The 12,026-nt window shown below is 70.2% G+C and carries 13 protein-coding genes; 10 read left to right on the top strand and 3 right to left on the bottom strand.

Going from position 1 to position 12,026, the window contains the following annotated elements:
• Window position 1: 1 nt before the first annotated feature.
• Window positions 2–451: a lamin tail domain-containing protein gene (locus tag AB0I51_RS10010; protein ID WP_362973246.1), complete on the bottom strand. Its 450-nt coding sequence runs from the start codon at window positions 449–451 to the stop codon at window positions 2–4.
• A 188-nt stretch (window positions 452–639) separates the two neighbouring features.
• Here AB0I51_RS10010 and dxr point away from each other — a divergent pair, with 188 nt between their 5' ends.
• From dxr to AB0I51_RS09980, 6 genes are all read left to right on the top strand, one after another.
• Window positions 640–1,908 carry a 1-deoxy-D-xylulose-5-phosphate reductoisomerase gene (gene dxr / locus AB0I51_RS10005; protein WP_362973244.1) on the top strand — a complete coding sequence of 423 codons (1,269 nt, stop codon included), beginning with the start codon at window positions 640–642 and terminating at the stop codon, window positions 1,906–1,908.
• An 8-nt stretch (window positions 1,909–1,916) separates the two neighbouring features.
• The gene (locus AB0I51_RS10000) at window positions 1,917–3,209 is read left to right on the top strand and encodes a site-2 protease family protein (RefSeq protein ID WP_362973651.1); all 1,293 of its coding nucleotides are present in this window, start codon (window positions 1,917–1,919) and stop codon (window positions 3,207–3,209) included.
• A 168-nt stretch (window positions 3,210–3,377) separates the two neighbouring features.
• Window positions 3,378–4,535 carry a flavodoxin-dependent (E)-4-hydroxy-3-methylbut-2-enyl-diphosphate synthase gene (ispG, locus tag AB0I51_RS09995; RefSeq protein ID WP_362973242.1) on the top strand — a complete coding sequence of 386 codons (1,158 nt, stop codon included), beginning with the start codon at window positions 3,378–3,380 and terminating at the stop codon, window positions 4,533–4,535.
• Between the two features lie 215 nt (window positions 4,536–4,750).
• Window positions 4,751–5,599, top strand: a complete 849-nt coding sequence (locus tag AB0I51_RS09990) for a GNAT family N-acetyltransferase (RefSeq protein WP_362973240.1) — start codon at window positions 4,751–4,753, stop codon at window positions 5,597–5,599.
• A 112-nt stretch (window positions 5,600–5,711) separates the two neighbouring features.
• Window positions 5,712–6,275 carry a GNAT family N-acetyltransferase gene (locus AB0I51_RS09985; protein WP_362973238.1) on the top strand — a complete coding sequence of 188 codons (564 nt, stop codon included), beginning with the start codon at window positions 5,712–5,714 and terminating at the stop codon, window positions 6,273–6,275.
• A gap of 73 nt (window positions 6,276–6,348) precedes the next feature.
• Entirely contained in the window at window positions 6,349–8,052 is a 1,704-nt protein-coding gene (locus tag AB0I51_RS09980; RefSeq protein ID WP_362973236.1) for a proline--tRNA ligase, read from the top strand.
• 121 nt (window positions 8,053–8,173) lie between these two features.
• On the opposite strand, the gene AB0I51_RS09975 is transcribed toward AB0I51_RS09980, so the two are convergent.
• Entirely contained in the window at window positions 8,174–8,566 is a 393-nt protein-coding gene (locus AB0I51_RS09975) for a hypothetical protein (protein ID WP_362973234.1), read from the bottom strand.
• Window positions 8,567–8,581: 15 nt separating this feature from the next.
• Between AB0I51_RS09975 and AB0I51_RS09970 the strand changes: the two genes are divergently transcribed.
• Genes AB0I51_RS09970 through AB0I51_RS09955 form a run of 4 tightly spaced genes read left to right on the top strand, consistent with a single transcriptional unit; the run spans window position 8,582 to window position 11,544 of the window.
• Complete coding sequence (locus AB0I51_RS09970; protein WP_362973232.1) at window positions 8,582–9,541, top strand: FAD:protein FMN transferase; 960 nt, start codon at window positions 8,582–8,584, stop codon at window positions 9,539–9,541.
• On the top strand, window positions 9,538–10,119 hold the full coding sequence (locus AB0I51_RS09965; protein WP_362973230.1) for a ferric reductase-like transmembrane domain-containing protein: 582 nt from the start codon (window positions 9,538–9,540) through the stop codon (window positions 10,117–10,119). Before AB0I51_RS09970 ends, AB0I51_RS09965 begins: the two co-directional genes overlap by 4 nt.
• Complete coding sequence (locus AB0I51_RS09960) at window positions 10,116–11,333, top strand: NADH-ubiquinone oxidoreductase-F iron-sulfur binding region domain-containing protein (protein ID WP_362973228.1); 1,218 nt, start codon at window positions 10,116–10,118, stop codon at window positions 11,331–11,333. Before AB0I51_RS09965 ends, AB0I51_RS09960 begins: the two co-directional genes overlap by 4 nt.
• Window position 11,334: 1 nt before the next feature.
• The gene (locus AB0I51_RS09955) at window positions 11,335–11,544 is read left to right on the top strand and encodes a ferredoxin (RefSeq protein ID WP_362973226.1); all 210 of its coding nucleotides are present in this window, start codon (window positions 11,335–11,337) and stop codon (window positions 11,542–11,544) included.
• Between the two features lie 139 nt (window positions 11,545–11,683).
• On the opposite strand, the gene AB0I51_RS09950 is transcribed toward AB0I51_RS09955, so the two are convergent.
• Window positions 11,684–11,836, bottom strand: a complete 153-nt coding sequence (locus tag AB0I51_RS09950; RefSeq protein ID WP_362973224.1) for a hypothetical protein — start codon at window positions 11,834–11,836, stop codon at window positions 11,684–11,686.
• Window positions 11,837–12,026 lie beyond the last annotated feature (190 nt).

The following is a 12,026-nucleotide window of genomic DNA, read 5'->3' as shown; positions in this document are numbered from 1 at the left end:
ATCAGCAGTACTTGTCGCTCGGATCCCGCGTCGTCCAGGAGCAGGTGTCCACCTTGCTGCCGGTCGCCCTGGTCAGCGTCGCCGTGTCGCTGGTGTTGTTCCAGACATAGGCACCGCGGTTCTGGTACGTGTTCGACGCGGTGTCCGAGCCCTTGCCGGTGTGCACTTTGATGTACTTGCCGGCGCCGATCTTGATGTTCTTGAAGACGTATCTGTGGTTCGAGGCGTCCTTGAGGACCCACCCCTTGAGCGAGATCGCCGACCGGCTGGTGTTCTTGATCTGCACCCACTCGCCGTTCAGGCTCGTGTTGGACCGGTTGTCCGAGCCCGGGCTGTCGAACCAGACGTGGTAGATCGTGACCCCGCCGGCGGCCTCGGCCGGGGTGCTCAGCAGGGTGCCGGTGAGTATCGCGGCGCCCGCGAGCGCGGGCAGGGCAGCGCGTATCCGCATGGAGAATCCCCCCAGGATGTCGTCCATTCGCCGGTCGTCCACCGGCGCAGGACTGAAGTGTTATCACATGACCTTCACGCCGTATTCACAAAGGGGGATTCCCCTTCAATGACCGACGAGAGCCGATAAGCCACCCGCCCGAGGGAACCGCTGTCCCCCCGGCCACCCGTTGCGGCAACAATGGAGGGATGAGCGACAGTCCAGCACCCCTCGCCGACCCACATCTCGTCTACGACCCCGTCGTGGGCGACGGTCCCAAGGCCCTGGTGATCCTGGGGTCCACGGGATCCATCGGCACCCAGGCCATCGACCTCGTGCTGCGCAACCCGGACCGCTTCCGGGTCACCGCACTCTCCGCCAACGGCGGCCGGGTCGGGCTTCTCGCCGAGCAGGCGTACCAGCTCAGGGTGCGGACCGTCGCGGTCGCCCGCGAGGACGTCGTACCGGCACTGCGCGAGGCCCTCGCGGCCCAGTACGGCGCGGGGGAGCCGCTCCCCGAGATCCTGGCCGGTCCCGACGCGGCCACCCAGGTCGCCGCCTCCGACTGCCACACCGTGCTGAACGGCATCACCGGGTCCATCGGACTCGCGCCCACCCTCGCCGCCCTGGAGGCGGGCCGCGCCCTCGCGCTCGCCAACAAGGAGTCGCTCATCGTCGGCGGCCCGCTGGTCAAGGCGCTCGCCAAGCCGGGCCAGATCATCCCGGTGGACTCCGAGCACGCGGCCCTCTTCCAGGCCCTCGCGGCCGGCACCCGCGCCGACGTCCGCAAGCTCGTCGTCACCGCCTCCGGCGGCCCCTTCCGCGGCCGTACGAAGGCGGAACTTGCGAACGTGACCGTCGAGGACGCACTCGCGCATCCCACCTGGGCGATGGGCCCGGTGATCACGATCAACTCCGCGACCCTGGTGAACAAGGGACTCGAAGTGATCGAGGCGCACCTGTTGTACGACATTCCCTTCGATCGCATTGAGGTGGTCGTGCACCCGCAGTCGTATGTCCACTCGATGGTGGAATTCACGGACGGATCGACGATCGCCCAGGCGACGCCCCCCGACATGCGCGGGCCGATCGCCATCGGGCTCGGCTGGCCCGAGCGGGTCCCGGACGCGGCACCCGCGTTCGACTGGAGCAAGGCCTCGACGTGGGAGTTCTTCCCGCTCGACACCGAGGCCTTCCCCTCCGTCGGCCTCGCCAGGCACGTGGGACAGCTCGCGGGCACGGCCCCGGCGGTGTTCAATGCGGCGAACGAGGAGTGCGTGGAGGCGTTCCGCGCGGGCGCGCTGCCGTTCAGCGGCATCATGGAGACGGTGACACGGGTGGTCGAGGAACACGGGACACCGGCCACGGGAACCTCGCTCACCGTGCCGGACGTCCTCGAAGCGGAGACCTGGGCACGCGCCCGGGCCCGCGAACTGACAGCGCAGACGACCACGGCGAACGCGGAGGCGCGTGCATGACAGCCCTGATGATGATCCTCGGCATAGTCGTCTTCGCGATCGGCCTGCTGGTCTCGATCGCCTGGCACGAGCTGGGACATCTCTCCACCGCGAAGCTCTTCGGCATCCGGGTGCCCCAGTACATGGTCGGCTTCGGCCCGACCATCTGGTCCCGGAAGAAGGGCGACACCGAGTACGGGTTCAAGGCCATCCCGTTCGGCGGCTACATCCGCATGATCGGCATGTTCCCGCCCGGCGACGACGGCCGGATCACCGCCCGCTCCACCTCGCCCTGGCGCAGCATGATCGAGGACGCCCGCTCGGCGGCCTTCGAGGAACTCCAGCCCGGCGACGAGACCCGCCTGTTCTACACGCGCAAACCCTGGAAACGGGTCATCGTGATGTTCGCGGGCCCGTTCATGAACCTGATCCTGGCGGTGGCGCTCTTCCTCACCGTCCTGATGGGCTTCGGCATCTCGCAGCAGACCAACACGGTCAGCTCGGTCTCCCAGTGCGTCATCGCACAGAGCCAGAACCGCGACACCTGCAAGAAGACCGACCCGGCCTCCCCGGCCGCCGCCGCGGGCCTCAAGGCCGGCGACAAGATCCTCAGCTTCGACGGCGTGAAGACGACGGACTGGAACAAACTCTCCGACCTGATCCGCGCCGCCCCCGGCAGGACGGTCCCGATCGTCGTCGAGCGCAAGGGCCAGGACGTCACCCTGCACGCGAAGATCGCGAGCAACCAGGTCGCCAAGAAGGACTCCAGCGGCCAGATCGTCCAGGGCCAGTACGTCACCGCCGGCTTCCTCGGCTTCAGTGCGGCCACCGGCATCGTCCGCCAGGACTTCGGTGACTCGGTCACCTGGATGACGGACCGACTCGGCGAGGCCGTCGACTCCATCGCCGCCCTCCCCGGCAAGATCCCGGCCCTGTGGAACGCGGCCTTCGACGGCGCTCCCCGCCAGGCCGACTCCCCGATGGGCGTGGTCGGCGCGGCCCGCGTCGGCGGCGAGATCTTCACCCTCGACATCCCGCCCACCCAGCAGCTGGCCATGGCCCTGATGCTGGTCGCCGGCTTCAACCTCTCCCTGTTCCTCTTCAACATGCTCCCGCTGCTCCCGCTCGACGGCGGGCATGTCGCCGGCGCCCTGTGGGAGGCGCTGCGCCGGAACCTGGCGAAGGTGCTCAAGCGCCCGGACCCGGGCCCGTTCGACGTGGCGAAGCTGATGCCGGTCGCCTATGTGGTGGCGGGGATCTTCGTCTGCTTCACCCTGCTCGTCCTCGTGGCGGACGTGGTTAACCCGGTGAAAATCTCCTAGTCATCCGTAGTTTGTGGCGGCCTCACATCCTTGATGTGGGGCCGCCCTCCATTGGGTGGGTTTACGGCCGGGATGTGCTCGGGCCCGCACGCTTGACGTAATCTCGAAGCCTGGAGCCCGTTGTTCCGGGACCGGGGCCTTGATCCACGACTTGGGGTTGCACAGCAGATGACTGCGATTTCTCTCGGCATTCCGTCCGTTCCGACCCGGCTCGCCGAGCGTCGCAAGAGCCGGCAGATCCAGGTCGGATCCGTGGCGGTCGGCGGCGACGCGCCGGTGTCCGTGCAGTCCATGACGACCACCCGTACGTCGGACATCGGCGCCACCCTCCAGCAGATCGCCGAACTGACCGCGTCCGGCTGCCAGATCGTCCGCGTGGCCTGCCCCACGCAGGACGACGCCGACGCGCTCTCCATCATCGCCCGCAAGTCGCAGATCCCGGTGATCGCGGACATCCACTTCCAGCCGAAGTACGTGTTCGCCGCGATCGAGGCCGGCTGCGCGGCGGTCCGCGTGAACCCCGGCAACATCAAGCAGTTCGACGACAAGGTCAAGGAGATCGCGCGGGCCGCGAAGGACCACGGCACCCCGATCCGCATCGGCGTGAACGCGGGCTCGCTGGACAGCCGACTGCTGAAGAAGTACGGCAAGGCGACCCCCGAGGCGCTGGCCGAGTCCGCCCTCTGGGAAGCGTCCCTCTTCGAGGAGCACGGCTTCCAGGACATCAAGATCTCGGTGAAGCACAACGACCCGGTCGTCATGGTCGAGGCGTACCGCCAGCTCGCCGCCCAGTGCGACTACCCGCTCCACCTCGGCGTCACCGAGGCCGGTCCCGCCTTCCAGGGCACGATCAAGTCGGCCGTCGCCTTCGGCGCGCTGCTCTCGCAGGGCATCGGCGACACGATCCGCGTCTCGCTCTCCGCCCCGCCGGTGGAGGAGATCAAGGTCGGCCTCCAGATCCTGGAGTCCCTGAACCTCAAGCCCCGCCGCCTGGAGATCGTCTCCTGCCCGTCCTGCGGTCGTGCCCAGGTCGACGTCTACAAGCTGGCCGAGGAGGTCACGGCGGGTCTGGAGGGCATGGAGGTCCCGCTGCGTGTGGCCGTCATGGGCTGCGTGGTGAACGGCCCGGGCGAGGCCCGCGAGGCCGACCTCGGCGTCGCCTCCGGCAACGGCAAGGGCCAGATCTTCGTGAAGGGCGAGGTCATCAAGACCGTCCCCGAGTCGAAGATCGTCGAGACCCTCATCGAGGAGGCCATGAAGATCGCCGAGCAGATGGAGGCGGACGGGGTGGCTTCGGGGGAGCCGACGGTCGCGGTCGCGGGCTGAACAGGTCCGCCTCGTGGCGCGCCTTGGCACTGGCGGCCCGTCCGGCGTTCGAGGGCGAGGCCGTCCAGGCCGAAGCGGGGGCCCGGGGGCGGCAGCCCCCGGACGCCCACTTTCCCCACCCCCGCTGAGAAGCGAGCCCCAACACAGGGCGGCACCGCTCAGCTTCCGCAGGTACAGTGCGGAGATCAGCAGACCCTCAGGGTGAGGTCCCGTACGTGTTGACCCAGACCACCTCTCGGGTGCTCGAACCGAGCGACCTGGAAGCCGCGCTCGCCGTACTCGACCGCGAGCCGGTCACGAACGCATTCGTGACCTCGCGGGTTCAGGTCGCCGGCCTCGATCCGTGGCGGCTCGGCGGCGAGATGTGGGGCTGGTACGAGGACGGCATGCTGACGTCCCTCTGCTACGCGGGCGCCAACCTGGTCCCGATCTGCGCCACTCCCCGGGCGGTCCGCGCGTTCGCCGACCGGGCCCGCAGGGCCGGCCGCCGCTGCTCCTCGATCGTCGGCCCCGCCGAGGCCACGGCTCAACTCTGGCGCCTCCTCGAACCGAGCTGGGGCCCGGCCCGGGAGGTCCGCGCCCACCAGCCCCTGATGGTCGCCGACCGCATGCCCACCGACATCGCTCCCGACCCCTACGTCCGTCGCATCCGCAAGGACGAGATGGAGACGATCATGCCTGCGTGCGTGGCGATGTTCACCGAGGAGGTGGGCGTCTCGCCACTGGCAGGCGACGGCGGTCTCCTCTACCAGGCCCGAGTGGCCGAACTCGTGGGCTCCGGCCGCTCGTTCGCCCGCCTCGACGAGTACGGCAAGGTCGTCTTCAAGGCCGAGATCGGCGCGGCGACCCCGCAGGCCTGCCAGATCCAGGGCGTCTGGGTGGCCCCCGAGTACCGGGGGATGGGCGTGGCGGCCCCCGCGATGGCCGCGGTACTGCGCTACGCGCTCGCGGACGTGGCCCCCGTGGTCAGCCTCTACGTGAACGACTTCAACACCCCGGCGAGAAGGGCGTACCTGAGGGTCGGCTTCCAGGAGATCGGCGCCTTCATGAGCGTCCTGTTCTAGAGGTTTTCAGGGGCGCGGAGCTGCATCGATTTGCGGCTCCGCCGCGTGGGCGCGACCGGCCCCCACGCACCCGCACCCGACCGACAACCGCCACCCCCTGTACTCTCCCCACATGCGATTTCCCGGTCACGGCCACCGCCACCCCGAAGACGTCGTGATCGCCCCCCTGAACCTCTCGGCCCATGTCGACGAAGCCCTCGCCGTACAAGCCGTCGCATTCGGCCTGGGCGCGGACGAGGTAGCCGTACGCAGACAGATCGTCCTGCGCCACATGACCTACCCCGGCGCCAACGCCTTCGGCGCCACCTCCCAGGGCCGACTGGTCGGGTTCGTCTACGGCATGCCCAACAACCGCACCCACTGGTGGTCCACGGTCGTGGAGCCGTACCTCCGTACCGGCGGTCACGACGCCTGGCTCGACGACTCCTTCGTGATCACCGAGCTGCACGTCCACCCGCACTTCCAGAACCGCGGCCTCGGCCGTTCCCTGATCACCACCATCACGGACGCCGCCGCCGAACCCCGCTCGATCCTCTCCGCGATCGACACCGACAGCCCGGCCCGCGGCCTCTACCGCTCCCTGGGCTACGAGGACCTCGCCCGCCAGGTCCTGTTCCCCAGCGCCCCGAAGCCGTACGCGGTGATGGGTGCCCCGCTGCCGCTGCGCCGTCGCTAACCGATTTCCACCGGCGCAGCGAGCCCGGCTAACCTCCTAGCCATCACCCTTTCCCGGCAGGAGTACAGGAACCATGGCGAACGCACCGGTCCAGCGCATGTCCCAGTTGATGGCGAAGACGCTGCGCGACGACCCGGCGGACGCCGAGGTCCTCAGCCACAAGCTGCTCGTGCGGGCCGGTTACGTCCGCCGTACCGCCGCCGGCATCTGGTCCTGGCTGCCCCTCGGCAAGAAGGTCCTCTCGAACGTGGAGCGGATCGTGCGCGAGGAGATGGACGCGATCGGCGCCCAGGAGGTGCTGCTGCCCGCGATCCTGCCCCGGGAGCCGTACGAGGCGACCGGCCGCTGGGACGAGTACGGCCCCGAGCTGTTCCGCCTCAAGGACCGCAAGGGCGGCGACTACCTCCTCGGCCCCACCCACGAGGAGATCTTCACGCTGATCGTGAAGGACCAGGCGTCCTCCTACAAGGACCTGCCGGTCATCCTCTACCAGATCCAGAACAAGTACCGCGACGAGGCCCGCCCCCGGGCCGGCATCCTCCGCGGCCGTGAGTTCCTGATGAAGGACTCGTACTCCTTCGACACGGAGGACGAGGGCCTCGCCAAGTCGTACGCCCTGCACCGCGAGGCCTACCAGAAGGTCTTCGCGCGTCTGGGCCTCGACTACCGCATCTGCGCCGCGACCGCGGGCGCGATGGGCGGCTCCAAGTCGGAGGAGTTCCTCGCCCCGGCCGAGGCCGGCGAGGACACCTTCGCGGACTGCCCGAACTGCGACTTCGCGGCCAACACCGAAGCGATCGCGTACGAGTTGAAGCCCGTGGACGCCACCGGCGTGCCCGCGCTCGAAGAGATCCCCACCCCCGACACCCCCACCATCGAGACCCTCGCCGCCCACCTCGGCGTAGCGGCCTCGGCCACCCTGAAGAACCTCCTCGTGAAGGTCGACGGCGAGATCGTGGCCGTAGGAGTGCCCGGTGACCGCGAGGTCGACATGGACAAGGTCGAGGCCCATTTCGCCCCCGCCGCAGTCGAGTTGGTGACTGCGGAGGACTTCACCGGCCGTCCCGACCTGGTGCGAGGCTACGTCGGCCCGCAGGGCCTGGGCGACAAGGTCACCTACATCGCGGACCCGCGCGTGGCCCCCGGCACCTCGTGGATCACGGGCGCCAACAAGGAGGGCACGCACGCGAAGAACGTCGTCGCGGGCCGTGACTTCGAGGTCGGCGAGTACGTCGACGTCGTGGTCGTGCAGGAGGGCGACCCCTGCCCCAAGTGCGGCACCGGCCTCAAGCTGGACCGTGCCATCGAGATCGGCCACATCTTCCAGCTCGGCCGCAAGTACGCCGACGCCCTCAAGCTCGACGTCCTCGGCCAGCACGGCAAGCCGGTCCGCGTGACGATGGGCTCCTACGGCATCGGTGTCTCCCGCGCGGTGGCCGCCCTCGCCGAGCAGACCGCCGACGACAAGGGCCTGTGCTGGCCCGCCGAGGTCGCCCCGGCCGACGTCCACGTGGTCGCCGCCGGCAAGGCCCTGCAGACCGAACTCGCCCTCGACGTCTCGGAGAAGCTGCGCGCGGCCGGTCTGCGCGTCCTGGTCGACGACCGGGCCGGGGTCTCCCCGGGCGTGAAGTTCACCGACTCCGAGCTGATCGGCGTACCGAAGATCCTGGTCGCCGGCCGCCGTTCCGCCGAAGGCGTCCTGGAGCTCAAGGACCGCAGGACCGGCGAGCGCGAGGAACTGACCGTCGACGAGGCGATCGCGCGTCTCACCGCGTAAGCACCGCCCGGCAGCGTAAGCACCGCCCGGCAGGCTTCAACAAGCCTGCCGGGCGGCCTTGTTGAAGCATCAAGCAATTTAAGATTCCTCTCAGAGAGTTCTCGGGAGGCGTATGGGCGCTTCACAGACTTCTCTCAGGCTGATCCCCGACCGTAGTGAGTGACAGAGAGTCACTGCGGAGGGGAACGGTCATGACAGTCAAGGAGCGTGGGGCCGCTGCGGCGGTCCGCAGAGGCAAGCGGCGCATCGCGGCGGCCACGGCAGCGGTCACGCTGGCGGCAGCCGCCGGGGTGTTCGCCCTGGTCGGCACGTTGCAGTCGGACACGACGGCGAGCACGGACACCGGTTCGTCGTCGTCTTCGTCCTCCTCCTCGTCCTCCACTTCTTCGGACGACTCGACGAGCAGCTCCTCCTCGGACAACTCGTCCTCCTCGTCGTCCTCTTCATCGTCCTCGGACCTCCAGGCGTCCTCCAGCGGAGTGTCGTCCTCGTCCGGCGGCTCCACCGACTCCACGTCGGGAGCGTCGTGATGACCACAACCACCCTGCGCAGGACGGCCGCCGCCGACTGGCGCGCCCTGGGGACCGGCGTCCGGCTGGTCGTCACCGACCCGGCCCTGCTGGACTCCTGCAACCTGCTCCTCGCCCGGCACCTCGCCGAGGTCGACGCGGCCTGCAGCCGGTTCCGTGCCGACTCCGAACTCGCCGCCCTGGACGCCTCGCCGGGCCGCCCGGTCACCGTCAGTCCGCTGCTCGCCGAAGCCCTGGCCGTCGCCCTGCGCGCGGCCGAGGCGACGGACGGCGCGGTGGACCCGACAGTCGGCTCGGCGATGAACGCCATCGGCTACGACCGCGACTTCACCCTCGTCCGCGAGGACGACCGCCCGGTCCGGCTCACCGTGAAGCGCGCCCCGGGCTGGCGCCTGATCGACCTCGACCGTACGACGGGCACGGTCACCGTCCCGGCCGGCGTCCGCCTCGACCTCGGCGCCACGGCGAAGGCCTGGGCCGCCGACAAGGCCGCCGCGATGCTCGCCGACGTGGCCGGCTGCGGAGTCCTGGTGAGTCTCGGCGGCGACACGGCGGTGGCGGGGGAGCCCCCGGCCGGCGGCTGGAACATCCGCGTCCAGGACATCACCGGTTCCGTCGACGAGACGCCCACGGACGGCACGTACGCCACGATCGGCCTGCGCTCCGGCGGCCTCGCCACCTCGGGCACCGCCGCCCGCAACTGGCGCCGCGGCGGCCACGAGCTGCACCACATCGTCGACCCGGGCACCGGCCTCCCCGTCCGCAGCCCCTGGCGCACGGTCTCGGTCGCCGCGGCGACGAGCGCCGACGCCAACGCGGCGAGCACGGCGGCCATGGTGAAGGGGGCGGGCGCGGAACTCTGGCTGACGCGCCTCGGCCTGCCGGCCCGCCTGGTCGCACAGGACGGGACGGTCGTCACGACCCCCGGCTGGCCCACATCCCTGGTGGCCGCCGCATGACCTCCGAAACCCTCTGGTACGCCAACCGCGCCACCGGAGCCGTCTGCCTCGTCCTGTTCACGGTCGTCGTCCTGCTCGGCATCGCAGTTCGCCTGCGCACCCGGCTCCCCGGCCTGCCCCGCTTCGGCACGGTGAACCTGCACCGCTCGCTCTCCCTCTCCGCGACCGCCTTCCTGGCCCTGCACATCGCGGTGGCGGTGATCGACGGCTACGTGAACATCAGCGTCCTCGACGCGGTGATCCCCTTCGTCTCCGACTACCAGCCGCTCTGGCTCGGCCTCGGCACGGTCGCCCTCGACCTGATGCTCGCGGTCCTGGTCACCAGCCTCCTCAGAGAACGCATCGGACACCGCACCTGGCGGGCGGTCCACTGGCTCGCGTACGCCTCCTGGCCCGTCGCCCTGTTCCACGGCATCGGCATCGGCACGGACACCGGCGCCGACTGGATGACCTGGCTGACCGTGTCCTGCGTGGCCGCGGTGGTCGCCGCCTTCGGCATCCGCCTGGCCCACTCCGCCCGCGCCGCCCGCCGCACCCCCGCAGCCCTGCTCCGCACAGCCGAAGGAGCCCGACCGTGACCACGACCTTCACCGACGTCTACATGTCCCCCCGCCTCCTCGCCCCCGGCGGCACCGCGGCCGACCTCGCCACTCACGAACAGCGCTACGGCCCACTGTCGTACGGCGATCCGGACGCCCTTCTGAGAACAGTCGCCGAATCCGGTCTCACCGGACGCGGAGGCGCCGCGTTCCCGACGTACCGCAAGCTGGTCGCGGTGGCCGACGCGAGCCGCCGCACGGGCCGCGCCCCCGTGGTCGTGGCGAACGGAGCGGAGGGCGAGCCGGCCAGCCGCAAGGACAAGACCCTGCTCCGCCTGTCACCCCATCTGGTCCTGGACGGGCTGCAGTTGGCGGCCCGCGCGGTGGGCGCGGGGGAGGTCCACCTGGCCGTCGAGGACGGCGCGTCCTACCTGGAGTCGGCCCTGGCCCAGCGGAACGACCCGCTGAACGTGAAGGTCGTCCGCCTGCCCAAACGCTTCCTCTCCGGCCAGGCCTCGGCACTCGCCCAGTACGTCTCCGGGAACGCTCCGCTGCCACGCCACCAGCGCCCACCGGTCCGCGAACGCGGGGTGCGCAAGGCGCCGACGCTCGTCCAGAACGTGGAGACCCTGGCCCACCTCGCCCTGGTCGCCCGCTACGGCGCCGACTGGTTCCGCAGCGCGGGCAGCCCCACCCAGCCCGGCAGCACGCTCTGCACCCTGCAGGTGCCGGGCCGCGAAGTCCGGGTCGTGGAAGCCCCGTTCGGGCTCCCGCTGAACCGGCTCCTGCCCCTGGACGGAATGTCCGCGGTACTTGTCGGCGGCTACCACGGCACCTGGATCCCGGCCGCCGAAGCAGCCCAACTCACACTGGACGCAACGTACTTGGGGGCAGGTGTCCTGGCCGCCCTCCCCGCCGGTCGCTGCGGAGTGGCCGAAACCGCCCGAGTCCTGCGCTACCTGGCCCTCCAGTCGGCCGGCCAGTGCGGCCCCTGCCTGAACGGTCTGCCGCGCATCGCCTCCGCGTTCGGCACCCTGGCCACTCCCGGTCCCCAGTCCACCACCCGTCAGGACGTGGCCCGTTGGTCCGGCCTGGTGGAGGGCCGAGGTGCCTGTCACCACCCCGACGGCACGGTCCGCCTCGTGCGCAGCGCACTGACCACCTTCGCGACCGAACTGGACGCCCACGCAAGGGGTTTGTGCACGGCGACCGACCGCACCCCCTTCCTCCCGATCCCGAACGAGGCCCGCTGACATGGACCAACAGCTCGACATCGACTGGACGGCGTGCCAGGGCCACGGCCTGTGCGCGGAGCTGCTGCCGGACCACATCACCATGGACGAGTGGGGCTATCCCCTGGCCGGGGACACCCGCATCCCCGCCCGCACGGTCAGGCGCGCCCGCAGAGCCGCCGCCGACTGTCCCGTCCTCGCCCTCAAGCTCACGCCGACCCCGGCGGGCTGACGTCCACCGGAGCCGGCGGCCGGGGCAGCCTGGGCCGCGGAGGCGGCGTGATTCGCCCTTGACAGTGCGTACTTGGGCGCGAGGTGTCCGCCCGGCCCCTCGCCGGCGCCGGTTCAGGCGCCGACGGGCTGACGGGAAATCAGCAGACCTCGGCGGTGACCAGCTCGCGCGGGAGTTCCACCCGCATGCCGCAGAAGCAGCGCAGCAGGCTGGCGACACGGATGACGACCTCGTCCGGGTCCCATGTCGCGATTTCAGGCAGATTGTCCGCTAATGAAATGTGGATGCACACAACTGTCTCCCCAGGGATGCACGACGACGCGAGTGATCCGCTCCGGGAGGTCAGCGGTTGACCGTTGCTATCCATGGCCGTCGGAGGCTGGGAGAGTTTCGGTCATATTCACTCGTCCGGGGTGTATCGCCTTTCCCTGCCCGTCGGGCGCCGGCGTCGCCGCGAGGGGCCGGGGCGGAGGTCGCTGACC

The organism is Streptomyces sp. NPDC050549 (assembly GCF_040655035.1).
GTDB lineage: Bacteria > Actinomycetota > Actinomycetes > Streptomycetales > Streptomycetaceae > Streptomyces.
The sequence above is the reverse complement of the archived record's forward strand: the minus strand, read 5'-3'. Positions and strand labels throughout refer to the sequence as shown.

Coding starts and splice junctions, on each gene's coding strand:
- AB0I51_RS10010 (WP_362973246.1), bottom strand. CDS start 451: ATGCGGATACGCGCTGCCCTGCCCGCGCTCGCGGGCGCCGCGATACTC.
- dxr (WP_362973244.1), top strand. CDS start 640: ATGAGCGACAGTCCAGCACCCCTCGCCGACCCACATCTCGTCTACGAC.
- AB0I51_RS10000 (WP_362973651.1), top strand. CDS start 1,917: ATGATGATCCTCGGCATAGTCGTCTTCGCGATCGGCCTGCTGGTCTCG.
- ispG (WP_362973242.1), top strand. CDS start 3,378: ATGACTGCGATTTCTCTCGGCATTCCGTCCGTTCCGACCCGGCTCGCC.
- AB0I51_RS09985 (WP_362973238.1), top strand. CDS start 5,712: ATGCGATTTCCCGGTCACGGCCACCGCCACCCCGAAGACGTCGTGATC.
- AB0I51_RS09980 (WP_362973236.1), top strand. CDS start 6,349: ATGGCGAACGCACCGGTCCAGCGCATGTCCCAGTTGATGGCGAAGACG.
- AB0I51_RS09970 (WP_362973232.1), top strand. CDS start 8,582: ATGACCACAACCACCCTGCGCAGGACGGCCGCCGCCGACTGGCGCGCC.
- AB0I51_RS09965 (WP_362973230.1), top strand. CDS start 9,538: ATGACCTCCGAAACCCTCTGGTACGCCAACCGCGCCACCGGAGCCGTC.
- AB0I51_RS09955 (WP_362973226.1), top strand. CDS start 11,335: ATGGACCAACAGCTCGACATCGACTGGACGGCGTGCCAGGGCCACGGC.